Raw genomic sequence first — 23416 nt, forward strand, 5'->3', positions numbered from 1 at the left:
AGGTAGGCAAGCGTTGGCGTCAGGTCATGCGGATGTGAAAAATCTGTCAGCGTAAAACACAGATGTTACAAGAAGTTAATCAGTGATCGATGCCTGTTCGCCGCCATCCGTATCCAGATTCGCCGTTTTCCCTTGGCTCAGGTCCACCTGGAAACGGCAGCCATGGGGCAGCGTCGTGGTCAGGGTGACCCGCCAACCCTGGTCATCGCAGATGCGTTGAACCAGCGACAGGCCCAACCCCAGCCCTTCTCCACGACGCTCGTCGCCCCGCACGAACGGCCGGAACATCGCTTCGCGCTCTTCCTCGGGGATCCCCACGCCGCTGTCCTCGACACTGAAACCTGCGGGCTCGAGGCTCAAGCGAATGTAGCCACTGTCGGTGTAGTGGGCGGCGTTGCGCAACAGGTTGCCCATCACCGATTGCAGGAACGTGGCGTTGTACAACACCTGGCTGGCAGCGGCGCGGCCATCGTAGTGCAGTGCCAGGCCTTTCTGCTCGATAGTGTCGCGCCATACGCCGGTCAGGTCATCGCCGACTTCGCGCAGGGTCGCACGGGACGCCACCGCACCTTCATCACGCTGGGCACGGGCAAGCATGAGGAAGGTCTTGACCAACTCGCGCATCTCCTCCGTAGCCCGGGCGATACGCTCGACCTGGCTGCGCGAACGGCTGTCCAGGTTTGGGTTCTCCATCAACAGTTCACAGGAGGTGGCCAGCACCATCAGCGGTGTACGCAGTTCATGGCTGACATCACTGGTGAACAGCCGCTCGCGGGTCAGCGCATCGCGCAGACGTCCCAGGGTGTCGTCAAACGCCACCGCCAGTTGGCCGACCTCGTCCGCGGCATAATCCGGCGCCAAGGGCGGCGCCAACCCAAGCAGTTGGTCACGATGACGGACCTGACGGGCCAGCCGGATCACCGGCGCCATCACCCTGCGGGCCAGCAGCCAACCGAGGATCACCGCCAGTGCCAGGCTGAGCACGAAACCCACCACCACCACCGCGAACAGTACCCGCTCGCGCTCCTCGAAATCGCTCTGGTCCTGCAGCAATACATAACGCCGTCCATCGACGATTTCGACCATGGCGTGATACGACAGCTGGTCGCGGAACACTTCATGGAAGCCCGCATCGAGGTGACGCAGGTCCTTGGGCAGCTCGAAGTCATCGCGCCCACCGCTGAAGTAGAACAACTGGTCCGGGCGCGGGCGATGGCTCCAATCGCTGACGCTGTCCATGCGCAGCAGGCGCTGCAGGTCACCGCCGAGCACCGACGAGATCAAACGCTCCTCGACCAGATGGACGGTGGCGACGATGCCGAAAGCGAACGCCCCGGCCACCAGCGCGCTCATCAAGGCAAAGGCGATGATGATGCGCTGGGCAAGGCTCTGCTTAAACTCCATCGCGGCCCTCGGCGAGGCGATAGCCGACGCCATGGACGGTATGCAGCAGGGCTTTGTCGAACGGTTTGTCGATCACCTGGCGCAGCTGGTGGACATGGCTGCGCAGGCTGTCACTGTCCGGGCAGTCATCGCCCCACAGGGCTTCCTCCAGCACTTCGCGGCGCAACACGTGGGGGCTCTTTTGCATCAACACGGCCAACAGCTTCAGGCCAACAGGGTTGAGCTTGAGCAGGCGGCCCTGGCGGGTGACTTCCAGCGTGTCGAGGTCGTAGCTCAGGTCGGCGACCTGCAGCGTGCGACGACCGCCTCCCTGGGCACGGCGCAGCACCGCTTCGATGCGCGCGGCCAGTTCGGACAGGGCGAACGGCTTGAGCAGGTAATCGTCGGCGCCGGAGCGGAACCCTTGCAGACGGTCGTCCAGTTGATCGCGGGCAGTGAGCATGATCACCGGTGTATCGCGGCGCGCATCCTCGCGCAGGCGCTTGCACAGGGTGTAGCCATCGATGCCCGGGAGCATGATGTCGAGCACGATCAGGTCGTAGTGCTCGGTGGCGGCCAGGTGCAGGCCGGAAAGACCGTCCTGGGCGCAGTCGACGGTATAGCCCTTCATACCGAGGTAGTCGGCCAGGTTGGCCAGGATATCGCGGTTGTCTTCAACCAACAGAATGCGCATCGGGTTCTCCTGTGCGGCGCTTTGCTCGCGGCGCGGCAGGCGCAGCTTAAGGCCATCGCCAGCGTCGTACCAGCCCCGAGCAGAAATCGCCGAACTTGACAGATTTTTCACTGATCCTTCACGGACACAGGATAGCGGGCGCCCGACAATGCCCGGTCTTTTTCAGTCCTCTGGAGCTGTCATGCCGGAAACCCTCCGCCCTCGCCCGATCAACCCGTGGCTGTACCTGGGTATCCCTTTCATCACGGCCGTGACCCTGATCCTGCTCGAGTGGACCTCGCTGGACCTGGACGTGGCCGACCTGTTCTTCGACCAGGCCGCCGGTGAGTTCATCGGCCGTCACAGCTATCTGCTGGAAACCGTGCTGCACGACCGCGTCAAGCAAGGGGTGATCGCCTTCGGGCTGATCGCCGTGGCCGGGTTCGCCGCGAGTTTCTTCTGGAAACGGCTGTGCGGCTGGCGCCGCGAACTGGGCTGCCTGGTGCTGGCGCTGGGGCTGTCGACGGCCTTTGTCACGCCCTTGAAGAAGGTGACCCAGGTGCAGTGCCCCTGGAGCCTGACCCAGTACGGAGGCAAGGAAACCTACAGCAAGCTGCTGGAGCCGCGCCCGCCCACCGACAAACCCGGGCTGTGCTGGCCGGGTGGCCATGCGGCAACCGGTTTCTGCCTGTTTGGCCTGTTCTTCATGCTGCGCGACCGGCGTCCGCGCCTGGCGCGGGCGGCCCTGACGCTGGCATTCGTGGCCGGCTCGGTGTTGTCGGTCGGGCGGATGATGCAGGGGGCGCACTTTTTGTCGCACAACCTGTGGACGGCGGTGTTCTGCTGGTTGATCGGGTTGGGGTCGTATTACCTGGTGTTGTATCGCCGGGGAGTGACGGTTGCGGCAGCACCTCAGAACAGCGTTGCCTGATCGCGGATGAATCCGCTCCTACAGGGGCGGATTCATCCGCGATGGGTTGGACGCCAACAAAAAGCCCCGCACTAGGCGGGGCTTTTTTTGTAGCAGGGGGTAAGGCTGGCTTACATCATGCCGCCCATGCCACCCATGCCGCCCATGTCAGGCATGCCAGCAGCTGGCTTGTCTTCCGGCAGGTCGGCAACCATGGCTTCGGTGGTGATCATCAGACCACCGATCGAAGCTGCGGCTTGCAGGGCCGAACGGGTGACCTTGGCTGGGTCCAGGATGCCCATCTCGATCATGTCGCCGTACTCGCCGGTAGCGGCGTTGTAACCGAAGTTACCCGAACCTTGCTTGACCTTGTCAGCGACAACGCTTGGCTCGTCGCCTGCGTTGGCAGTGATCTGGCGCAGCGGCGCTTCGACGGCGCGACGCAGCAGGGCGATACCGACGTTCTGCTCTTCATTGTCGCCTTTGAGGTCGGCAATGGCAGCCAGGGCGCGAACCAGGGCAACACCACCGCCAGGCACCACGCCTTCTTCGACGGCTGCGCGGGTGGCGTGCAGGGCGTCTTCAACGCGGGCTTTCTTCTCTTTCATCTCGACTTCGGTGCCAGCACCGACCTTGATCACGGCAACACCGCCAGCCAGTTTGGCCAGACGCTCTTGCAGCTTCTCACGGTCGTAGTCCGAAGAGGTTTCTTCGATCTGGGCACGGATCTGCTTGACGCGTGCTTCGATGTCGCCGTCGGCGCCAGCGCCGTCGATGATGGTGGTGTTTTCCTTGGACAGGATGACGCGCTTGGCGTTACCCAGGTGCTCCAGGGTGGCGGTTTCCAGGGACAGGCCGATTTCCTCGGAGATGACCTGGCCGCCGGTCAGGGTGGCGATGTCCTGCAGCATGGCCTTGCGGCGGTCGCCGAAGCCAGGAGCCTTGACCGCTGCAACCTTGACGATGCCGCGCATGTTGTTGACGACCAGGGTCGCCAGGGCTTCGCCCTCGACGTCTTCGGCAACGATCAGCAGCGGACGGCCGGCCTTGGCAACGGCTTCCAGCACTGGCAGCAGTTCGCGGATGTTGGAGATCTTCTTGTCGACCAACAGCAGCAGCGGGCCTTCCAGCTCGGCAACCATGGTGTCCGGCTTGTTGACGAAGTACGGCGACAGGTAGCCGCGGTCGAACTGCATGCCTTCTACGACGGACAGTTCGTTTTCCAGGCCCGAGCCTTCTTCAACGGTGATCACGCCTTCTTTACCGACTTTTTCCATGGCTTCGGCGATGATTTCACCGATGGAGTTGTCGGAGTTGGCGGAGATGGTGCCTACCTGGGCGATGGCCTTGGAGTCGGCGCATGGCTTGGACAGGTTCTTCAGCTCGGCGACGATGGCGGCGGTAGCCTTGTCGATGCCGCGCTTCAGGTCCATCGGGTTCATGCCGGCAGCGACGGCTTTCAGGCCTTCGTTGACGATGGCCTGGGCCAGTACGGTGGCGGTGGTGGTGCCGTCACCGGCAGCGTCGTTGGCCTTGGAGGCAACTTCCTTGACCAGCTGGGCGCCCATGTTCTCGAAGGCGTCTTTGAGCTCGATCTCTTTGGCGACGGAAACGCCGTCCTTGGTGATGGTCGGCGCGCCGAAGCTCTTGGCCAGGACCACGTTGCGGCCTTTCGGGCCCAGGGTCGCTTTTACCGCGTCAGCCAGAACGTTGACACCAACCAGCATTTTCTTACGGGCGGAATCGCCGAATTTTACGTCTTTAGCAGCCATGATCGTTTAATCCTTGGAATTCTTTGGAATAACGGGAAGTCGGGGGGAAATCAGCCTTCGATGACGGCCAGGATTTCGTTCTCGGCCATGACCAGCAGGTCTTCGCCATCGACTTTCACGGTGTTGCTGCCCGAGTAAGGGCCGAAAACCACTTTGTCACCCACTTTCACGGCCAGCGCGCGTACTTCGCCGTTGTCCAGGATGCGACCGGTGCCAACGGCGACGACTTCGCCGCGGTTTGGTTTTTCAGCGGCCGAACCCGGCAGGACGATACCGCCAGCGGTTTTCGATTCTTCTTCGCTGCGACGGATGACGACGCGGTCATGCAGAGGACGAAGCTTCATTGTCGATCTCTCCCAAATTGTGGTTTTCATCGGCCGGTGTCAGCACCGGCGGGTTGATTCGGTCCGGCGTTGCCGGTCAGGGCCCGCCTTCAGCGAACCCCGTGTGTCATGCCCGGTGAACTCACCGGAAACCTTGCGGTGACCACTACATGAGGCCAGTGAAATCAATTACAAGGCTTTGAATGGAAAAATTTTTGCAGGTGCGGTCACGGGTTACTTGTCGCGACGCTCGTACTCGCCCTCGATGACATTCGGGCGATGGCCACCATCGCGTGGCTGGGCCTGGAACGGGTCATCCTGGAACGCGCGCTGGCGCAGGGTCTGCTCTTCGGCACGGCGGCGCAGCTTGCCGGCCACCAGGCGGCGGGTGAACGGCAACAGGCACAGCACACCCAGCACGTCGCTGATGAAGCCCGGCAGCAGCAGCAGGCCACCACCGACGGCCAGCATCAGGCCCTGGAACATGTCCTCGGCGGGCAGTTCACCGCGCTGCAGGCTTTCACGGGCACGCAGGGCGGTGGCCAGGCCGGCCACGCGCATCACCAGCACACCCAGGGCGGAACCGGCGATGATCAGCAGCAGCGCCGGGAAGAAACCGATGGCGGCGCTGACCTTGACGAAGACGAACAGCTCCAGCACCGGAAAAATCAGAAACAGCAATAGAAAAGCACGCATCAAGCATTCCTCTACGGAAGAGAATCTTCCTGTAAGAGCTTCAGATGGATGCGTGCGCTGACGTTTTCAACCCTCAACTGCCACCGCAACCGGCCATTGGTCGGCGCGGGCCAGCAGAACCAAGGCTTCGCGCACTTGTGTCGGATTGTTGCAGGTGCTTGGGAAGGCCAGCCAGTAAACCCCCTGGCCAATGCGCAAGTGCATGCCTTCGCTGTCGATGCCGACCATCTGCGCCGACGCCGTGCGAGGCAGGTCGGTCAGCTCGACGTAGTGGGCAATGGCATTGGCGTGATCGCTGTTCATGTGTTCGATCATGCTCGCTTCGGACTTGCCGGCGAAGGGGTTGGCCAGGGTGACCTGGTCGAGCCAGTGGATCGCACCGAAACCGCCGATGTAGCGGTGACGCACGGGTTGCAGCACCCAGAAATCGAAATCGTGGGCCTTGTGATAGTTCGCCGACTCCGGGAAGTACCGGTAGTAGCGCGCCGCCGCTGCTTCGATGGCCGCTTCGTCCGTCAGCTTGTGCGCCTCGGCCATTACGGTCAGACGGCCGACAGCCTGGACATCCTCGGCGTCACGCTCACCCACCAGCAGCGAGCACTTGGGGTCTTTCTGCAGGTTGTGGGTGTGCTGGGCGATACGGCTGATGAGGATCAGCGGATGGCCCTCGGCGTCCAGGCAGTACGGGACCACCGAACCGAAAGGGTAGCCGGGCATGGACTTGGAATGGGTCGAGAGCACGCCGCGGTATTCCTTGAGCAGCAGTTCCCGGGCGGGGCGGAGGGCGTTGGTACTCACTGGCGTGGGCTCCTGGCAGCGATTCGATGGGTGACAAGATAAGCATTATCACCCTCCCCTGCCACTGGGGCTTTATGTAGGAGCGGCTTCAGCCGCGATGCGGGCAACGCGGTGCCTGGCACCCGCTTTGCGGGTGATCGCGGCTAAAGCCGCTCCTACAGGCGTCGTGCCAGATCAATGGAAGAGGACTACCAGGTTACGCCGAATCCTGCGGTATAGCGCGTCTTGTCCAGATCACTGTCCCGCGTGCCCTTGATCAGGTCCTTCTCCGCCTTGAGGTTGAGCGAGGCCCATTCGGTGACCTTGTAGCGCAGGCCCATCTCGGCATCCAGCGAGTAGTCGGCAACGGTACCCAGCGGCTTGCCGAACTCGCCATTGGTGAAGAACTCCACCCGCTTGCCGATCAGGTAGCGGTTGTAATCCCACTTCACGGCGGCGGAATAGAAGTTGTCCTTGCCACCGTCGCGGTATTCGAAATCGGTACGGTTGATCAGCGAACCCAGGGAGAACGCCCCCAGTTCATCGTCCCAGAACTGGTAGCCCGGGCCGGTACCGACGGTGCGCTGGCGGGCCAGGTCCTCGATCTGGTCACGCTTGTACTCCAGGCGGCCCTGCCAGAACCACTTGTCGGTGATGAAGCGGTCCAGGGCGTACTCGGCGCTCCAGTTGTTGGTCGTGGTGACCTCGTCCTTGGTCTCGCGGTTGTACTCGCCCTCGGCATTGTGCCGCCAGCGGCCATGGCGGGCGGTGGTCTTGAAGCTGACGTCGTAGTCGTCGCTGTTGGTTTCGGCGCGCTTGTAGTCCATCGCCACGTCGACATTGCCTTTCCACAAGAAGTCCTCGACCAGCGGCCGGGGCTTCATGATCTGCTCGATACTGGCCAGCTCGACGGTCTTGGGCGCCTCACCGTTGGCCAGGGTCACCTTGCCAGGCTCCGCGGCCTTGAGCGACTTGGCTTTCTCGCCGCTGTAGGCGTCCTGCTTGACCAACAGTTCCTGATCGCTTTCCAGCGTCTTGACCTGTTTCCAGTCCAGGGCGATCGAGCCGCCATAGGGGGTTTCCAGCAACAGCTTGCCGCCGTCGAAGACCTTGATCTTGCCGCTGAGCCGGTCTCCGTTCTTCATCCATACGGTGTCGGCGAGCGTCGGGGCGCTGAGGGAGGCGACGATGAGGCACAGCAGGGTTCTAGAATACATAAGCGGACTACAGGTTCGATTTGGCGAAAAAGCCGGGCATTATCCGGATCGACACGACTTGAGCAAGGACAGACCGAGGCCATGCCGACGAGTTCAATTCTCATTACCCACCGCCGTTCATCCGTTTTCATCCACAGCTCAGGAGTCGTCTGATGTCCAGCGACACACCCCTCAGCCACGACAATGCCGAGGCCCGACGAACGGCCCTGTATTCGGTGCTGGGGCAAGTCCCACCGGGCAAGGTGGTCAGCTATGGCCAACTCGCCGAATTGGCGGGGCTTGGCCGCGCGGCGCGCTGGGTGGGCCGCACCCTCGGGCAGCTACCCGCCGACACTCGCCTGCCCTGGCATCGAGTGCTCGGCGCTGGCGGGCGGTTGAGCCTGGCCCTGGGCACGCCATCGGGCGACGAACAACGCGCCCGATTGCGCGCAGAAGGCGTCAACCTGACCAATAATCGTGTGGATATGGCGCGCCATGGCTGGCGCCCGATGGAGCACAGCGGTTAGAGTGCGCGCTTTGTTTTCGCTAACTTGAGGCAGATGTTGGCCCATGCCCCGTAAAACCTGGCGCGCTGCGCTCGCTGCCTATGCCAGCCCGTCAACCTTGGTGCTTTTGCTGCTCGGATTCGCCGCCGGCCTGCCCTACATGCTGGTGTTCTCGACCCTGTCAGTGTGGTTGCGCGAGGCGGGCGTGGCCCGCGAGACCATCGGCTACGCCAGCCTGATCGGCCTGGCCTACGCGTTCAAGTGGGTATGGTCGCCCCTGCTCGACCAGTGGCGCCTGCCGCTGCTCGGCGGCATGGGCCGTCGTCGCTCCTGGCTGCTGCTGTCGCAGGGGCTGGTGGTGGTGGGCTTGATCGGCATGGGCTTCTGCGACCCGCAAAAGCACCTGTCATGGCTGATCGCCCTCGCCGTGCTGGTGGCCTTCGCCTCGGCCACCCAGGACATCGCCGTCGACGCCTATCGCCTGGAGATCGCCGACGACCAGCGCCAGGCGGCCCTCGCCGCCAGCTACATGGCGGGCTACCGGGTTGCCGCGCTGCTGGCCACCGCCGGTGCGCTGTTCTTCGCCGAATGGTTCGGCTCCACGGGTTTCAGCTACCTGCACCAGGCCTGGACCGGCACCTACGTGCTGTTCGGCGTGCTGATGCTGCCCGCGCTGTTCACCACCCTGGTGATGCGTGAGCCGCCGGTGCCCCTGCGTACCCAGCTGTCGGCCGCGCGCTACGGGCTGATGCACCAGCTGGTGTCGGTGTTCGTGCTGATCATCCTGCTGGTATCGGTGCCCGCCAGTTTCACCCAGATGTACAACACCGACTGGGCCAGCGTGGTGTTCGGCGATTCGTCCATGCTCGACCTGCTGCTCGAAGACCGCGCCTTCCTGCGCCTGATCCTCTATGCGCTGCTGACCTGGCTGTGCCTGTCGTCGATGGGCCGTCGCGGCCTGGCGCCGGTACTCACGCCGGTCAACGACTTCATCACCCGCTACCGCTGGCAGGCCTTGCTGCTGCTTGGGCTGATCGCCACGTATCGCATGTCGGATACGGTGATGGGCGTAATGGCCAACGTGTTCTACATCGACATGGGCTTCACCAAGGACCAGATCGCCAGCGTCAGCAAGATCTTCGGCCTGATCATGACCCTCGTCGGCGCCGGTGCCGGTGGCCTGCTGATCGTGCGCTTCGGCATCCTGCCGATCCTGTTCATCGGCGGCGCAGCCTCGGCGGCGACCAACATCCTGTTCCTGATGCTCGCCGACATGGGCCCGAACCTGGAAATGCTGGTGGTGACCATCTCGCTGGACAACTTCAGTTCCGGGCTGGCCACCTCGGCATTCGTCGCCTACCTGTCGAGCCTGACCAACCTGAAGTTCTCGGCTACGCAATATGCCCTGCTCAGCTCGATCATGCTGCTGTTGCCGCGCCTGATCGGCGGCTATTCAGGGGTGATGGTGGAGAAGTTCGGCTATCACGATTTCTTCCTGATTACCGCCCTGCTGGGCGTACCGACGCTGGTGCTGATCGCCTTGCACTGGCGCCAGGAGATCGGCCGGGGAAAGCAGGCACCGGTCCAGAGCCCCGCGGCTGAACAAAGCTGACCTGTAGGAGCGGCCTTGTGCCGCGAAAGGGGCGCAACGCGCCCCCGGCAATGGTCATGTGGAGCTCAGATTACTGGGGCCGCTATGCGGCCCATTCGCGGCACAAGGCCGCTCCTACAGGACTCAGTGTGGTCCTCGGGTTTACTGAGCGACCGCCCCTTCCCCAGAGCGCCCACCGACCACGAACCACAACGGCCACAAGGCCAGTGCCCCTGCGATGGCGGCCGCCACGGCAAAGTGCATCAGGCTGCCCCCCGCCCCCAACATCGCCAGTACCGCGCCGCCCAGCCCCAGCAAGGCGATGGTGATCATCCCCAGCATCGCCGACACCAGGCCCTTGCTCTGCTCGCTGGAGAACAGCGTCATGCGGTAAAGCACCGCGTTGGCAACGCCCAGGCCAAGGGCATACAGCGACATCCCGGCCACCACGCTGGGCACCGTCGGCCAGAACCAGGTCGCCAGGAGCATCAGGCCAAGGCCCGCCAGGTAAGGCAGGAGCGCCCCACGTACCAGCGCAGGCAGCGGATAGCGATTGGCAATGCGGTTGATGATCAGGTTGCCCAGGATCAGTCCGCCGAAGACCGGCAACTGCCACAAGGCGTACTCCATCCTGCTCAGGCCCTCGTCGGTGATCAGCAACACCGGTGACAGGCCGATCCAGCCGATCAGCGGCAAGCCCACCAGCCCCAGCGCCGCGCTGCCGGCGACGAAACGGCGGTTGCTCAGCAGTTGGCCGTAACCGGCCAGCAAGGGCAGCAGGTGGATCGGCGTGAACGGCAGGCGCGAGCCGTCGCGGCGCTCCACCCCCAGGGTTTCAGGCATCAATCGGTACAGCAGCACCCAGCACAGCACCGCGCCAGCGGCAAACGCGACGAACAGCCAGCGCCAGTCCAGCCACTCCAGCAGCAAGGTACCGACCAGCGGCCCCAGCAGCGGTGACAGCAGGGCGATGTTGGCCAGCAAAGCCATCATGCGCACCGCGTCGGCTTCGCTGAAGGCCTCGTTCAACGCCGGGTAGCTGACCGTGACCACGAAGCCCAGGCCGATACCCTGCAGCAGGCGCAGCAAGTTGAACAGACCGATATCATGCACCCAATAGGTCGCCAGGCAGGCCACACCAAAGAGCACGCATCCTGACAACAGCAAGGGGCGTCGACCGAAGCGGTCGGACAGAGGGCCGATCAGCCATTGCAGGACCACGCCGCCCAACAAGTACAGGTTCACGGCGTGAGGGATGTATTGGGGGCTGGCCTTGAGGTCGTCGACCACCACCGGCATGGCGGGCATGACCGCGTCGCTGGCCAAGTAGGTCAGCAACTCGAACAGCGCCAGGGTCAGGCCAAACAGCAAGGCGCGCAGGGGGGTGATGTACAGCAGAGGTTTCATGATGGCTATCGGGTGTGAACAGTGGAGTCAGGGTATATGCCAGATACGACCGGAGGTTGGCTGTGAACAAATGTAATGGGATGGAAAACAATGGGGCCGCTGCGCGTCCCTTCGCCGGCAAGCCGGCTCCTACGGGATTGGTGCAACCCTTGTAGGAGCCGGCTTGCCGGCGAAGGGGCCCGCAGCGGCCCCAATGATGAAGCTTGGTTACTGTACGGCCGCTTCCTGCACCACGCGAATCACCCGCTGCGGGAACGGAATATCGATGCCCTCGGCCTTGAGCCGGTCACGGGCATGCTCGTTGAGCATGAACAGCACGTCCCAGTAATCCGGGGTCTTGACCCAGATGCGCAGCGACACGGTGATCGAGCTGTCACCCAGGGTCGAAACCACCGCCTGCGGCGCCGGGTCCTGCAGGACACGCGGGTCCTGGGCCAGCTCCAGCAGCACGTTGCGCGCCTTCTGCAAGTCGGCGTCATAGTCCACACCCACGTCGAACACGACCTTGCGGGTCGGCTGGCGGTTGGTGTTGGTGATGATGCCGTTGGACAGGCTGCCGTTGGGCATGATCACGGTCTTGTTGTCACCGGTACGCACCACAGTATGGAAGATCTGGATGCTGTCCACGGTGCCGGCGACACCCTGGGCTTCGATCCAGTCGCCAATGCGGAACGGACGGAACATCAGGATCAGCACCCCACCCGCGAAGTTCGCCAGGCTGCCCTGCAGGGCCAGGCCGATGGCCAGGCCCGCAGCACCGATGGCGGCGACGAACGAGGTGGTCTCGATGCCGATCATCGACGCCACGCTGACCATCAGCAGCACCTTCAGCACGATATTGGCCAGGGTGCTGATGAAGCCCTGCAACGCAGCATCGGCACGCAGGCCGACCAGCTTGCCCAGGCGGGCGCTGAGCTTGTTGATGATCCACCAGCCGATGGCCAGTGTCAGCAGCGCCAGCAGAAGGCGGCTGCCATATTCCATGATCAAGGGAATCCAGGTCTGCGATTGACGGACCAGCTGATCGACTTCAGCGTTCAAATCCATGTTTTTCTCCTGATGCCGAGCGGCACGTACACAGTGAAGCAGGCCGCGTGAACGAACGCGGCCCGGGCCCCGATGGACATCACTACGCCATCAAGGTTCCGGGCCGGCGCACGATCAGTCGCGGAAGTTGTTGAACTGCAGCGGCATGTCGAATTCCTTGGTACGCAGCAGGGCGATGGCTTCCTGCAGGTCGTCACGCTTCTTGCCGGTCACGCGCACCTGCTCGCCCTGGATGGCGGCCTGGACCTTGAGCTTGCCGTCCTTGATGGTGGCGACGATCTTCTTGGCCAGGTCTTTGTCGATGCCTTCGCGGAACTTGGCTTCCTGCTTCTTTTCCTTGCCCGAGGCGTAGGGGTCCTTGGTTTCCAGGCACTTGACGTCGATCTTGCGCTTGACCAGCGCCAGGCGCAGGATTTCCAGCATCGCTTCGAGCTGGAACTCTTCCTCGGCGGTCAGCAGCACGGTCTGTTCCTTGTCCTTGAACTCGAAGGTGCCTTTGCCCTTGAGGTCGTAGCGGCGATCGAGGTCCTTGATGGCGTTGTCGACAGCGTTCTGCACTTCGTGCTTGTCCAGTTCCGATACCACGTCGAACGAAGGCATGGGTGTTCTCCAGAAAAGAAAGCGCGCTCGTCTGAAGATGGAGCGCGTCGGGTTTGATGGTTAAAATGCGGACTCATTATAACGGGTTGCGAAACGCAGATGAGCAGCACCTGGCACATTCTCGGCGCCGGTAGCCTCGGCAGCCTCTGGGCCTGCCGCCTGGCCCGCGCCGGCAAGGCGGTCCGCCTGATCCTGCGCGATCCGCGGCGCCTGGCGGCCTATCAAGCCGCAGGCGGGCTGACCCTGGTCGAGCAGGACCACGCCAGCCATTACGCGATTCCCGCCGAAACCGGCGACAATCCTGGCCCAATCCATCGCCTGCTGGTCGCGTGCAAGGCTTACGATGCCGCGCCCGCCGTGGCCCATCTCGCCCCACGCCTGGCCGATGGCGCCGACATTGTGCTGCTGCAGAACGGCCTGGGCAGCCAGGACGAAGTGGCCGAGCAGGTACCCCACGCCCGCTGCATCTTTGCCTCGAGCACCGAAGGGGCGTTCCGTGAAGCCGACTGGCAGGTGCGTTTCGCCGGCCATGGTTTCAACTGGCTGGGCGACCCCGGCAACCCCGCCACGCCGGCCTGGTTCGATGACATGCGCGAGGCAGGCATTCCTGCCGAATGGACCGTCGACATCCTTCCCCGCCTATGGCGCAAACTGGCGCTCAACTGCGCGATCAACCCGCTCACTGTGTTGCACGACTGCCACAACGGCGGCCTGCTGGAGCACCTGGTCGAAGTCACCGGGTTATGCGACGAACTGGCCGAGCTGTTGCGTCGTTGCGGGCAACCCAACGCCGCCAGCGACCTGCACGAGGAAGTGCAGCGGGTCATCCTCGCCACCGCGGCCAACTACTCTTCCATGTACCAGGACGTCCGCCATGGCCGGCGCACCGAAGTCCACTACCTGCTCGGCCATGCCTGCCGCGCCGCCGAACGTCACGGCGCGGCCGTGCCCCGGTTGGAACGCCTGCACCAGCGCCTGGTCGATAGCCTGAAGGCTCGCGGCCTGCCCAGCACCTGATGCCACCCACCCAACGGAGATGGAAACCGCCTTGCCCATGACCCTGCGCCAACGCCTGGACAACCTCCCGGTCGGGCAGAAACTGCTGGCGGCCCTGCTGGTGCTGCTGGTCACCATCCTGCTGGTGGCCAACCTGGCATTCATCAGCGCCGCCTACTGGATCACCCAGGACAGCATGGCGCCCCAGGCCTTGCAGACCATCGGCAAGCTGGTGTCCAACCCGCAGCTGTCTTCGCAGGCCGGGGACTCGCCAGAGACCGCCAACGCGCTGCTCAAGGAACTCGACAGCTACTCGCAGCTGCGCGCAGCAGCCATCTACGCCAGCGACGGGCGCCAGCTCGCCCAGCTCCAGCACGGCGACACGCTCACCCTGCCCAAGCGCTTTCGCAACATCGACGGCTGGCGGCTCACAGAGTTTCGCAGCACCCAGTTGATCCGCCTGCCCCGCGACGGCGGCCCGCCGGCGCACCTGCTGCTGGTGGCCAGCAGCGAACTGCCCACGGCGTTCTACACCGGCACCCTGTCGGCCAGCTTGGCCATCCTGGTATTCAGCGTGCTGCTGTGGCTGGTCATCGCCCGTCAGATCAAGCGCCTGATCACCCTGCCGATCAACCGCCTCGAGGAGCTGACGCGCCAGGTCACCCGCGAAGAAAGTTATGCCCTGCGCGCCAAACGCGGCAACGACGACGAAATCGGCAGCCTGGCCGAGGCATTCAACACCATGCTCTCGCGCATCGAGGCCCGCGAGCAGCAGCTCAAGCGCACCCGTGACGAGTTCCAGTCGGCCTACGACCAGGCCCAGGGTTTGGCCGAGGAAACTCGCCACACCAACCGCAAGCTGGAGCTCGAAGTCCAGGTGCGCAGCAAGATCGAGAAGAAGCTCACGGGTTTCCAGAACTACCTCAACAGCATCATCGATTCCATGCCCTCGGCACTGATCGCCCTCGACGAGCAGCTCTATGTCACCCAGTGGAACCATGAGGCCACGGTGCTTTCCGGCACGCCCCTGGACGAAGCGCTGAACCAGCCGATCTTCCTCGCCTTCGAACCCCTAAAGCCGTTCCTGCCACAGCTCAAGGAAAGCGTTGAGAAACACCGGGTGGCGAAGATCGAGCGGATCACCTGGCCCAAGGACGACGACCTGCGCCACTACGCCCTGACCTTCTACCCGCTGACCGGCGGCGGCGGGCGAGGCGTGGTGATCCGCATCGACGACATCACCCAGCGGCTGTCCCTGGAGGAAATGATGGTGCAGTCGGAGAAGATGCTCTCGGTCGGCGGGCTGGCCGCCGGCATGGCCCACGAGATCAACAACCCGCTGGGGGCGATCCTGCACAACGTGCAGAACATCCGCAGGCGCCTGTCACCGGAGCTTGCGCGCAACCAGGAACAGGCCGCCGAGCTGGGTATCGACCTGCCAAGCGTCAACCGCTACCTGGACAGCCGCGAAGTGCCCAAATTGCTCGACGGCATCCAGCAGGCCGGTGCGCGGGCGGCGAAGATCGTCACCCACATGCTCAGTTTCAGCCGCCGCAGCAACCGCCAGCTGGTGCCCTGCGAACTGCCGGCACTGATCGACCAGGCGGTGGAGATCGCCGGCAACGACTTCGACCTGACCATCGGTTTCGACTTCAAGGGCCAAGCCATCGTCCGTCAGTTCGACCCGACGCTCGGGCCAGTGCCCTGCACCGCCAACGAGCTCGAACAGGTGCTGCTCAACCTGTTGAAGAACGCCGCCCAGGCCATCCACCAGCGCCCGCAGCCCAGCGAGCCCGGGCGGATCATCCTGCGCACCCGGCTCAACCCGCCGTGGGCGGAGATCCAGGTCGAGGACAACGGCATCGGCATGCCCGAGGCAGTGCGCAAGCGTACTTTCGAACCGTTCTTCACCACCAAGGAGATCGGCCAGGGCACGGGCCTGGGGCTGTCGGTCTCGTACTTCATCATCACCAACAACCACAAGGGGCAGATGGAAGTGCAGTCCACGCCCGGCCAGGGCACCTGCTTCACCCTGCGCCTGCCCCTCGGCCAGCCGGCCGCCAGCAAGACGGAGGCATGACATGGGCTATCGCCTGTCGAAGATCTACACCCGCACCGGTGACAAGGGTGAAACAGGGCTGGGCGATGGCCGCCGGGTACCCAAGGACCATCCGCGCATCGAAGCGATCGGCGAGGTGGACAGTCTCAACAGTCAGCTAGGGGTGCTGCTGGCCGGGCTGGCCGACGCCGGGCTGACTGAAGTGTTCGAGGTACTGGCGCCCTGTCAGCACCGCTTGTTCGACCTCGGTGGCGAACTGGCGATGCCCAGCTATCAGGCGCTGAATGTCGCGGAAGTCGAACGACTGGAAGCGGCCATCGATAGATGGAACGAAGAACTGGGGCCGCTGAAGAACTTCATCCTGCCCAGTGGTTCGGCGCTGGTGGCCCAGGCCCATGTGTGCCGCAGCCAGGCGCGGGCGGCGGAGCGACGCTGCCAGCAGCTGAATGCCGTGGAACCGTTGGAGGGCGTTGGGTTGGCGTACATCAACCGGCTGTCGGACCTGCTGTTCGTGGCGGCGCGGATCATCGGACGACGTCAGGGGGTGGCCGAAGTGCTGTGGCAGCCTGCTGGAAAGCCGCAGGCCTGAACCGCTTCGCCGGCAAGCCGGCTCCTACAGGGATTGCACACGCCCGTAGGAGCCGGCTTGCCGGCGAACAGGTCGTTTAAACATCAGGCCAGAAAGCCCGGATCCCCGCAACGCCCTGAGCGCCAGCTTCCCAGGCCCGCTCTCGCTCACCCGGTCCGACACCGCCCAGCAGGAACACCGGATGACTGATTCCTGTGATCAGTCGCTGCGCCTCATCCCATCCCAGCGGCGTGGCATCCGGATGGGTCTGGGTCGCCTGCACTGGCGACAGGGTGACGAAGTCCACCCCCATCTGCTCGGCCAGCGCCAGTTCCTCGGCGTTGTGGCAGGACGCCGCCAGCCAGCGTTCTTTCGGGAACGGTCGGCCCTTCGCGGCATACTTGCGCAGCTGCGCGGCGGTCAGGTGCCAGCCCGCCGACGGGAAATCGCCCAACCATTCCAACGGCCCCTTGAGCATCAGTTGCGCCTTGCCCGCGCACAACCCGACCGCGTCCACCGCGACATCGCGGTACTTGGGGTCGTACATGTCGGGCGCGCGCAGCTGGATCAGCCTGATCCCACTGGCCACTGCCCTCTGGATTCCCTTGAGCAGCTCCGGCACCTCCAGGCCATCCGGCGTGATCAGGTATTGATCAGGCAGGCGCGCCGCAGCGACGATCGGCTTGTTGGCCTCGGGGAACTCGTACTGGCCCAGGTCACGCGGTGCCACCCAAGCCAGCGGCTGGCCCTCAGCGCCATGGGGCTCACCGGTGAACGCATCGACTTCACGCACGTCCAGCAGCACCTGCTTGTCCGGGTAGTCGTGGCTGACCTTGATCAACGGCCGCGAACGCGCAACCTCGATACCCAGTTCCTCGCGCAGTTCACGGGCCAGCGCCACCTCGACGCCTTCGCCGTCCTCAACCTTGCCGCCCGGGAACTCCCACAAGCCGCCCTGATGCTGCGTGTCGGCGCGACGGGCGATCAGGATACGGCCGTCAGTACCGCGAATGACTGCGGCAACCACATGAATCCGCTTCACCCTTCACGCTCCGCCAGGCCAGCTTTCTGCCAGGCCTGAAACGCAGGCCACTGGTAGATGGTTTCGATGTAGGCGGCCGCTGCGGCCGGTACGTCGACACGGTAGGTGCGCAGGCGCACGGCCACCGGGGCGAAGAAGGCATCGGCCAGGGTCGGCCGGCCGAACAGGAACGGGCCGCTGTCCTTGGTCACCAGGCGGCATTCGTTCCACAAGGCGACGATGCGGTCGATATCGACCTGCACGTCCAATGGCACCTCATCCAGCGCCTGGTCGCGGGACAGATCGAAGGGCATTGCGCCGCGCAAGGCGAAGAAGCCGCTGTGCATCTGCGCGCAGGCCGAGCGGGCCTGGGCACGGGCGGCAACATCCTCGGGCCAGAGCCTGGCCTCGGGGTGTTGCTCATTGAGAAATTCGGCGATGGCCAGGGAGTCGGCGATCACGCCATGCTCGGTCTTGAGCAAGGGCACCTTGCCAGTGGCCGAGAACGCGAGCAGGCGCTGGCGGGTGTCTGGCTGATTGAGCTTGACCAGGGTTTCTTCGTAGGGGGCGCCGGCCAGCTCGAGGGCTAGGGCGCCGCGTAGCGACCAGGAGGAATACAACTTGTCGCCGATGATCAGGTGGTAGCTCATGAAGCTGCTCCATCAGGTTCGGATACGAGGGGCTGCTGCGCAGCCTTCGCCGGCAAGCCGGCTCCTACGGGCGTCGCGCCAATCTGTAGGAGCCGGCTTGCCGGCGAACAGGCCGGTGAATCAGGTACGGTACTCAGCGTTGATCTTCACGTACTCGTGGGACAGGTCGGTGGTCCAGATGGTTTCGCTGCACTGGCCACGGCCCAGCTCGATGCGGATGGTGATCTCTTCCTGGGCCATTACCGCCGAACCCTGCTCCTCGGTGTAGCTCGGGCTGCGGCCGCCTTGGCTGGCGATGCAGACGTTGTCCAGGTACACGTCGATCAGGCTGACATCCAACGCTGGTACGCCCGCACGGCCCACGGCGGCCAGAATGCGGCCCCAGTTGGGGTCGGAGGCGAACAGCGCGGTCTTGATCAGCGGCGAGTGCGCCACGGCGTAGCCGACGTCCAGGCATTCCTGGTGATTGCCGCCGCCGTTGACCTGCACGGTGACGAACTTGGTCGCGCCCTCACCATCACGGACGATGGCCTGGGCCACCTCCATGCACACCTCGAACACCGCCTGCTTCAGCGCCTCGAACAACGCGCCGCTGGCCTCGGTGACCTCAGGCACATCGGCCTTGCCGGTGGCGATCAGCATGCAGCAGTCGTTGGTCGAGGTGTCGCCATCGATGGTGATGCGGTTGAACGACTTGTTCGCGCCGTCCAGCATCAGGTCTTTGAGCACAGCCGGTGCGACCTTGGCGTCGGTGGCGATGTAGCCCAGCATGGTGGCCATGTTGGGGCGGATCATTCCCGCGCCCTTGCTGATGCCGGTGACAGTGATGGTCTTGCCGTCGAACTGGAACTGACGGCTGGCACCCTTGGGCAGGGTGTCGGTGGTCATGATGCCGGTGGCGGCTTCGGCCCAGTGGTTCTCGGACAGGTTGTCCAGGGCGGCCTGCAGCGCGCCTTCGATCTTCTCGACCGGCAGCGGCTCGCCGATCACGCCGGTGGAGAACGGCAGCACCGACTCAGCGGGCACGCCGGCCAGCTCGGCCAGTTTGGCGCAAGTGCGCTCCGCCGCAGCGAGGCCTGGTGCGCCGGTGCCGGCGTTGGCATTGCCGGTGTTGGTCAGCAGGTAGCGCACGGTGCCCTGCACGCGCTGCTTGGAAAGGATCACCGGGGCGGCGCAGAAGGCGTTCAGGGTGAACACGCCAGCCACGCTGGAGCCTTCGGCACAGCGCATCACCACCACGTCCTTGCGCCCGGGGCGCTTGATGCCCGCCGAGGCGATACCGAGTTCGAAACCGGGAACCGGGTGCAGGGTGGGCAGGGGACCAAGACCAACAGCCATTAGAGCGCTCCTAGAAATTTCGCGGGGAATTTAAGAGGGCCGCGTTGCGGCCCTTTCGCGGCACAAGGCCGCTCCTACAGAACCTGGCGCGGCACCTGTAGGAGCGGCCTTGTGCCGCGATGGGCTGCAACGCAGCCCAAGGTTTTCATGCCAACAGTGCAGTCAGATCATTCGATCTGACCGTGGCAATGCTTGAACTTCTTGCCCGAACCGCACCAGCACGGCTCGTTGCGGCCCAGCTTCTGGTCATTGCGCACAGGCGCCGCGGCGACGGCGACTTCGGCGCCCTCCTCGCTGGCCTGCAGGTCGCTCTCCATGCCTGGCGCGGCAGCGTGCTGGAACTGCATGCGACTGGCCAGTTCCTCGGCCTCGCGGCGCAGGCGGGCTTCCTCTTCCGCGGGGTCTTCGCGGCGCACCTGGACGTGCGACAGCACGCGGATAGTGTCGCGCTTGATCGACTCCAGCAGTTCCTGGAACAGGGTGAACGACTCGCGCTTGTACTCCTGCTTCGGGTTCTTCTGCGCATAGCCGCGCAGGTGGATACCGTGGCGCAGGTGGTCCATGGTCGACAGGTGGTCTTTCCACAGGTCGTCCAGTACGCGCAGCAGGATCTGCTTCTCGAAGGTACGCAGCGCGTCTTCGCCAGCCTGGTCTTCTTTCTCGTTGTAGGCGTCGGTGATTTCCTTGATCAGCCGCTCGCGCAGGGTCTCCTCGTAGAGGTGATCGTCCTCGTCGAGCCATTGCTGGATCGGCAACTTCATGGCGAAGTCGCTGGCCAGCGAGGCTTCCAGGCCTGCCACGTCCCACTGCTCGGGCAGCGACTGCGGCGGGATGTGCTGGCTGATGGTGGCATCGAGCACTTCCTGGCGGAACTCGGCGATGGTGTCGCCGATGTTCTGGGCCGCCAGCAGGCTGTTGCGCATGTGGTAGATCACCTTGCGCTGTTCGTTGGCCACGTCATCGTATTCGAGCAGCTGTTTACGAATGTCGAAGTTGCGGCCTTCGACCTTGCGCTGCGCCTTTTCGATGGCGTTGGTCACCATGCGGTGCTCGATGGCCTCGCCGGACTGCATACCCAGCGCCTTCATGAAGTTCTTCACCCGGTCGGAGGCGAAGATACGCATCAGGCTGTCTTCCAGCGACAGGTAGAAGCGGCTGGAGCCAGCATCGCCCTGACGACCGGCACGGCCACGCAGCTGGTTGTCGATACGGCGCGACTCGTGGCGCTCGGAAGCGATCACGTGCAGGCCACCGGCCTCCAGCACCTGCTGGTGACGTTTTTGCCAATCGGCCTTGATCTGGGCGATCTGCTCGGGGGTCGGATTGTCCAGGGCGGCGACTTCAGCTTCCCAGTTACCGCCCAGCAGGATGTCGGTACCACGGCCGGCCATGTTGGTGGCGATGGTCAGCGCGCCCGGGGCACCAGCCTGGGCGATGATCTCGGCTTCCTTCTCGTGGTACTTGGCGTTCAGGACCTTGTGGTCGATGCCTTCCTTCTTGAGCAGGTTGGACATGTGCTCGGACGTTTCGATGGTCGCGGTACCGACCAGTACCGGGCGGCCCAGCGCCATGCTTTCTTTGATGTCAGTAATGATCGCCGCGTACTTCTCGTCGGCTGTCAGGTACACCAGGTCGTTGAAGTCCTTGCGGGCCAACGGCTTGTTCGGTGGGATGACCATCACGTTGAGGTTGTAGATCTGGGCGAACTCGAACGCCTCGGTGTCGGCGGTACCGGTCATGCCCGACAGCTTGGTGTAGAGACGGAAGTAGTTCTGGAAGGTGGTCGAAGCCAGGGTCTGGCTTTCGGCCTGGATGTTCAGGTTTTCCTTCGCTTCGATGGCCTGGTGCAGGCCTTCGGACAGGCGGCGGCCCGGCATGGTACGGCCGGTGTGCTCGTCGATCAGGAGGATCTGGCCGTCCTGGACGATGTATTCGACGTTGCGATGGAACAGCTTGTGCGCGCGCAGGCCGGCGTAGACGTGGGTCAGCAGGCCCAGGTTGTGCGCCGAGTACAGGCTCTCGCCTTCGGCCAGCAGGCCCGACTGCGTCAGCATGTCCTCGATGAACTGGTGGCCGGCCTCGTTCAGTTCGACCTGGCGGCTCTTCTCGTCGATGGTGTAGTGGCCTTCTTGAGTGACCTGGCCTTCGACTTCTTCGATGTGCTGGGTGAGGCGCGGGATCAGGCGGTTGATCTCGATGTACAGCTTGGAGCTGTCCTCGGCCTGGCCAGAGATGATCAGCGGGGTGCGCGCTTCGTCGATGAGGATGGAGTCGACTTCGTCGATCACCGAGAAGTTGAGCTCGCGCTGGAACTTCTCGTCCTGGCTGAACGCCATGTTGTCGCGCAGGTAGTCGAAACCGAACTCGTTGTTGGTGCCGTAGGTGATGTCGGCGGCGTAGGCTGCGCGCTTCTCTTCGGGCGGCTGGAAGGCCGAGACGATGCCCACGGTCAGGCCGAGGAATTCGTAGAGCGGACGCATCCAGTTGGCGTCACGGCGGGCCAGGTAGTCGTTCACCGTGACCACGTGCACGCCCTTGCCGGACAACGCGTTCAGATAAACGGCCAGGGTACCGACCAAGGTCTTGCCTTCACCAGTGCGCATTTCTGCGATCATGCCTTCGTGCAAGGTCATGCCGCCGATCAGCTGGACATCGAAGTGGCGCATGCCCATCACGCGCTTGCCGGCCTCACGGGCCACGGCGAAGGCTTCAGGCAACAGCTGGTCGAGGGTTTCGCCTTTGGCCAGGCGCTCCTTGAACTCTGCGGTCTTGCCCCGCAGCTGCTCGTCGGAGAGGGCCACCATCTTCTCTTCGAGAGCATTGACGGCGCTTACCGTCTTGAGCATGCGTTTGATTTCACGCTCGTTCTTGCTTCCAAAAAGTTTTTTTAACAAAGGCGCAAACATATCGGCAGGATCTTCCACACGTAGGGATGGAGGGCGGCCCCATGAGTCGCCCGTGCAGCCCTGAGGCCGCATGCGAACGAGCATTCTACCCGGAAACGATGGTGAGGAAAGTGGTGGATTTCCACGATGCTGGCACAGCGCTTTTAGGGGGCCTGACTAACATAGGGGCTTTTCGCGCAAGTTCAAGGTGCGGGAAGATGAAACGTATCGAGAATGACTTGCATCAATATCCAAGCTCTGCCGGTGTCTGTGCGGGCCCTTTCGCCGGCAAAGCCGGCTCCTACAGGCACGGCGCCGATCTTGAGAGGGCACGGCCTTGCGGTGAAGAGGCCAGCGCAAGGGCATCTGTTAGACTGTCGGTCTTGTAATCACCTGCGCACGCCCATGGCCTACAAACCCTCCCCTGCCCGCCCGCCCGCCGCCCTGCTGCGCCAGGCCCGCCCGCTGCGCCTGCTGCTCAACCAGGCCGAACGCCTGGAGCACCTGCAGCGTCTGCTGGAAAGCCAGTTGCAGCCGGCTGCCCGCGAGCACTGCCATGTGGCGTCCTGGAAAGAGGGTACTTTGTTGCTGGTGGTGACCGACGGCCACTGGGCGACCCGTCTGCGCTACCAGCAGAAGCGCCTGCAACGGCAACTCCAGGCCATGGAAGCCTTCGCCAACCTGTCGCGCATCCTGTTCAAGGTGCAACCACCCTTGGTGCCTGCCAAGCGTGAAGGTCAGGGGCCGGAGCTGTCGGAACATGCCGCCGAGAGCATCCGCGGATCGGCCGACGGGATCAGTGATCCGAAGTTGCGGGCGGCGCTGGAACGGCTGGCCGCGCACGCACAGGCCAAAGGTTGACCCTGTAGGAGCGGCTTCAGCCGCGAAGCAAGCGACACGGTGCATGGCACCGGCTGCGCCGGTGTTCGCGGCTGAAGCCGCTCCTACAGGCCTGCGCCCAAGGCCAATAAAAAAGGCCACCCGAAGGTGGCCTCAATCACTAGAGAGAGTGTTCGAA

At 63.8% G+C, this 23416-nt stretch carries 21 protein-coding genes; 7 read left to right on the forward strand and 14 right to left on the reverse strand.

The features are described 5' to 3' along the window. Positions 1 to 75: 75 nt before the first annotated feature. Complete coding sequence (locus tag PSEEN_RS20650) at positions 76 to 1404, reverse strand: sensor histidine kinase (protein WP_011535511.1); 1329 nt, start codon at positions 1402 to 1404, stop codon at positions 76 to 78. Further along, on the reverse strand, positions 1394 to 2077 hold the full coding sequence (gene colR, locus PSEEN_RS20655; RefSeq protein ID WP_011535512.1) for a two-component system response regulator ColR: 684 nt from the start codon (positions 2075 to 2077) through the stop codon (positions 1394 to 1396). Before colR ends, PSEEN_RS20650 begins: the two co-directional genes overlap by 11 nt. Positions 2078 to 2258: 181 nt before the next feature. Here colR and PSEEN_RS20660 point away from each other — a divergent pair, with 181 nt between their 5' ends. After that, positions 2259 to 2987: a phosphatase PAP2 family protein gene (locus PSEEN_RS20660; RefSeq protein ID WP_011535513.1), complete on the forward strand. Its 729-nt coding sequence runs from the start codon at positions 2259 to 2261 to the stop codon at positions 2985 to 2987. A 110-nt stretch (positions 2988 to 3097) separates the two neighbouring features. On the opposite strand, the gene groL is transcribed toward PSEEN_RS20660, so the two are convergent. From groL to PSEEN_RS20685, 5 genes are all read right to left on the reverse strand, one after another. Then, positions 3098 to 4738 (reverse strand): chaperonin GroEL, encoded by a 1641-nt coding sequence (groL, locus tag PSEEN_RS20665; protein ID WP_011535514.1) that lies wholly within the window; start codon positions 4736 to 4738, stop codon positions 3098 to 3100. Positions 4739 to 4788: 50 nt separating this feature from the next. Then, complete coding sequence (locus PSEEN_RS20670; protein WP_003260750.1) at positions 4789 to 5082, reverse strand: co-chaperone GroES; 294 nt, start codon at positions 5080 to 5082, stop codon at positions 4789 to 4791. Between the two features lie 213 nt (positions 5083 to 5295). Further along, the gene (locus PSEEN_RS20675; RefSeq protein ID WP_011535515.1) at positions 5296 to 5757 is read right to left on the reverse strand and encodes an FxsA family protein; all 462 of its coding nucleotides are present in this window, start codon (positions 5755 to 5757) and stop codon (positions 5296 to 5298) included. Positions 5758 to 5823: 66 nt separating this feature from the next. Further along, complete coding sequence (locus PSEEN_RS20680) at positions 5824 to 6555, reverse strand: HugZ family pyridoxamine 5'-phosphate oxidase (protein WP_011535516.1); 732 nt, start codon at positions 6553 to 6555, stop codon at positions 5824 to 5826. 188 nt (positions 6556 to 6743) lie between these two features. Beyond that, positions 6744 to 7751 carry a DUF481 domain-containing protein gene (locus PSEEN_RS20685; RefSeq protein ID WP_011535517.1) on the reverse strand — a complete coding sequence of 336 codons (1008 nt, stop codon included), beginning with the start codon at positions 7749 to 7751 and terminating at the stop codon, positions 6744 to 6746. Between the two features lie 152 nt (positions 7752 to 7903). Here PSEEN_RS20685 and PSEEN_RS20690 point away from each other — a divergent pair, with 152 nt between their 5' ends. After that, a complete protein-coding gene (locus PSEEN_RS20690; RefSeq protein WP_011535518.1) occupies positions 7904 to 8257 on the forward strand; it encodes an MGMT family protein in 354 nt (117 codons plus the stop codon). Between the two features lie 43 nt (positions 8258 to 8300). Further along, positions 8301 to 9848 carry an AmpG family muropeptide MFS transporter gene (locus PSEEN_RS20695; RefSeq protein ID WP_011535519.1) on the forward strand — a complete coding sequence of 516 codons (1548 nt, stop codon included), beginning with the start codon at positions 8301 to 8303 and terminating at the stop codon, positions 9846 to 9848. A 141-nt stretch (positions 9849 to 9989) separates the two neighbouring features. Here PSEEN_RS20695 and PSEEN_RS20700 read toward each other — a convergent pair whose 3' ends face one another. The 3 genes from PSEEN_RS20700 to PSEEN_RS20710 all read right to left on the reverse strand — a co-directional run bounded on the left by PSEEN_RS20700 (position 9990) and on the right by PSEEN_RS20710 (position 12881). Continuing rightward, positions 9990 to 11234, reverse strand: a complete 1245-nt coding sequence (locus tag PSEEN_RS20700; RefSeq protein WP_011535520.1) for an MFS transporter — start codon at positions 11232 to 11234, stop codon at positions 9990 to 9992. 207 nt (positions 11235 to 11441) lie between these two features. Further along, entirely contained in the window at positions 11442 to 12281 is an 840-nt protein-coding gene (locus PSEEN_RS20705; RefSeq protein WP_011535521.1) for a mechanosensitive ion channel family protein, read from the reverse strand. A gap of 114 nt (positions 12282 to 12395) precedes the next feature. Then, on the reverse strand, positions 12396 to 12881 hold the full coding sequence (locus tag PSEEN_RS20710; protein WP_011535522.1) for a YajQ family cyclic di-GMP-binding protein: 486 nt from the start codon (positions 12879 to 12881) through the stop codon (positions 12396 to 12398). Positions 12882 to 12980: 99 nt separating this feature from the next. On the opposite strand from PSEEN_RS20710, the gene PSEEN_RS20715 reads away from it, so the two are divergent. Genes PSEEN_RS20715 through PSEEN_RS20725 form a run of 3 tightly spaced genes read left to right on the forward strand, consistent with a single transcriptional unit; the run spans position 12981 to position 16525 of the window. After that, positions 12981 to 13898: a putative 2-dehydropantoate 2-reductase gene (locus PSEEN_RS20715; protein WP_011535523.1), complete on the forward strand. Its 918-nt coding sequence runs from the start codon at positions 12981 to 12983 to the stop codon at positions 13896 to 13898. Positions 13899 to 13935: 37 nt separating this feature from the next. Beyond that, positions 13936 to 15957, forward strand: a complete 2022-nt coding sequence (locus PSEEN_RS20720; protein ID WP_011535524.1) for an ATP-binding protein — start codon at positions 13936 to 13938, stop codon at positions 15955 to 15957. 1 nt (position 15958) lies between these two features. Beyond that, the gene (locus PSEEN_RS20725; RefSeq protein WP_011535525.1) at positions 15959 to 16525 is read left to right on the forward strand and encodes a cob(I)yrinic acid a,c-diamide adenosyltransferase; all 567 of its coding nucleotides are present in this window, start codon (positions 15959 to 15961) and stop codon (positions 16523 to 16525) included. Positions 16526 to 16601: 76 nt separating this feature from the next. Here PSEEN_RS20725 and PSEEN_RS20730 read toward each other — a convergent pair whose 3' ends face one another. The 4 genes from PSEEN_RS20730 to secA form a co-directional block, all read right to left on the reverse strand. Further along, positions 16602 to 17546, reverse strand: coding sequence for a Nudix family hydrolase (locus tag PSEEN_RS20730; protein WP_011535526.1), 945 nt, complete (start codon positions 17544 to 17546; stop codon positions 16602 to 16604). After that, the gene (locus tag PSEEN_RS20735) at positions 17543 to 18175 is read right to left on the reverse strand and encodes a glutathione S-transferase family protein (protein ID WP_011535527.1); all 633 of its coding nucleotides are present in this window, start codon (positions 18173 to 18175) and stop codon (positions 17543 to 17545) included. Before PSEEN_RS20735 ends, PSEEN_RS20730 begins: the two co-directional genes overlap by 4 nt. A 120-nt stretch (positions 18176 to 18295) precedes the next feature. Further along, the gene (gene argJ, locus PSEEN_RS20740; protein ID WP_011535528.1) at positions 18296 to 19513 is read right to left on the reverse strand and encodes a bifunctional glutamate N-acetyltransferase/amino-acid acetyltransferase ArgJ; all 1218 of its coding nucleotides are present in this window, start codon (positions 19511 to 19513) and stop codon (positions 18296 to 18298) included. A 167-nt stretch (positions 19514 to 19680) separates the two neighbouring features. After that, complete coding sequence (secA, locus tag PSEEN_RS20745) at positions 19681 to 22419, reverse strand: preprotein translocase subunit SecA (RefSeq protein ID WP_011535529.1); 2739 nt, start codon at positions 22417 to 22419, stop codon at positions 19681 to 19683. Between the two features lie 384 nt (positions 22420 to 22803). On the opposite strand from secA, the gene PSEEN_RS20750 reads away from it, so the two are divergent. Beyond that, positions 22804 to 23259 carry a DUF721 domain-containing protein gene (locus PSEEN_RS20750; RefSeq protein WP_044488437.1) on the forward strand — a complete coding sequence of 152 codons (456 nt, stop codon included), beginning with the start codon at positions 22804 to 22806 and terminating at the stop codon, positions 23257 to 23259. Positions 23260 to 23416 lie beyond the last annotated feature (157 nt).

The organism is Pseudomonas entomophila L48 (assembly GCF_000026105.1).
In the GTDB taxonomy this organism is placed as follows: Bacteria; Pseudomonadota; Gammaproteobacteria; order Pseudomonadales; family Pseudomonadaceae; genus Aquipseudomonas; species Aquipseudomonas entomophila.

What these genes read in the sequence shown, in the direction of transcription:
- argJ (WP_011535528.1), bottom strand. Translation starts at nt 19,513, where the DNA reads ATGGCTGTTGGTCTTGGTCCCCTGCCCACCCTGCACCCGGTTCCCGGT.
- secA (WP_011535529.1), bottom strand. Translation starts at nt 22,419, where the DNA reads ATGTTTGCGCCTTTGTTAAAAAAACTTTTTGGAAGCAAGAACGAGCGT.
- PSEEN_RS20735 (WP_011535527.1), bottom strand. Translation starts at nt 18,175, where the DNA reads ATGAGCTACCACCTGATCATCGGCGACAAGTTGTATTCCTCCTGGTCG.
- colR (WP_011535512.1), bottom strand. Translation starts at nt 2,077, where the DNA reads ATGCGCATTCTGTTGGTTGAAGACAACCGCGATATCCTGGCCAACCTG.
- PSEEN_RS20710 (WP_011535522.1), bottom strand. Translation starts at nt 12,881, where the DNA reads ATGCCTTCGTTCGACGTGGTATCGGAACTGGACAAGCACGAAGTGCAG.
- PSEEN_RS20725 (WP_011535525.1), top strand. Translation starts at nt 15,959, where the DNA reads ATGGGCTATCGCCTGTCGAAGATCTACACCCGCACCGGTGACAAGGGT.
- PSEEN_RS20700 (WP_011535520.1), bottom strand. Translation starts at nt 11,234, where the DNA reads ATGAAACCTCTGCTGTACATCACCCCCCTGCGCGCCTTGCTGTTTGGC.
- PSEEN_RS20715 (WP_011535523.1), top strand. Translation starts at nt 12,981, where the DNA reads ATGAGCAGCACCTGGCACATTCTCGGCGCCGGTAGCCTCGGCAGCCTC.
- PSEEN_RS20690 (WP_011535518.1), top strand. Translation starts at nt 7,904, where the DNA reads ATGTCCAGCGACACACCCCTCAGCCACGACAATGCCGAGGCCCGACGA.
- PSEEN_RS20685 (WP_011535517.1), bottom strand. Translation starts at nt 7,751, where the DNA reads ATGTATTCTAGAACCCTGCTGTGCCTCATCGTCGCCTCCCTCAGCGCC.
- PSEEN_RS20650 (WP_011535511.1), bottom strand. Translation starts at nt 1,404, where the DNA reads ATGGAGTTTAAGCAGAGCCTTGCCCAGCGCATCATCATCGCCTTTGCC.
- PSEEN_RS20720 (WP_011535524.1), top strand. Translation starts at nt 13,936, where the DNA reads ATGACCCTGCGCCAACGCCTGGACAACCTCCCGGTCGGGCAGAAACTG.
- PSEEN_RS20695 (WP_011535519.1), top strand. Translation starts at nt 8,301, where the DNA reads ATGCCCCGTAAAACCTGGCGCGCTGCGCTCGCTGCCTATGCCAGCCCG.
- groL (WP_011535514.1), bottom strand. Translation starts at nt 4,738, where the DNA reads ATGGCTGCTAAAGACGTAAAATTCGGCGATTCCGCCCGTAAGAAAATG.
- PSEEN_RS20675 (WP_011535515.1), bottom strand. Translation starts at nt 5,757, where the DNA reads ATGCGTGCTTTTCTATTGCTGTTTCTGATTTTTCCGGTGCTGGAGCTG.
- PSEEN_RS20670 (WP_003260750.1), bottom strand. Translation starts at nt 5,082, where the DNA reads ATGAAGCTTCGTCCTCTGCATGACCGCGTCGTCATCCGTCGCAGCGAA.
- PSEEN_RS20660 (WP_011535513.1), top strand. Translation starts at nt 2,259, where the DNA reads ATGCCGGAAACCCTCCGCCCTCGCCCGATCAACCCGTGGCTGTACCTG.
- PSEEN_RS20750 (WP_044488437.1), top strand. Translation starts at nt 22,804, where the DNA reads ATGGCCTACAAACCCTCCCCTGCCCGCCCGCCCGCCGCCCTGCTGCGC.
- PSEEN_RS20705 (WP_011535521.1), bottom strand. Translation starts at nt 12,281, where the DNA reads ATGGATTTGAACGCTGAAGTCGATCAGCTGGTCCGTCAATCGCAGACC.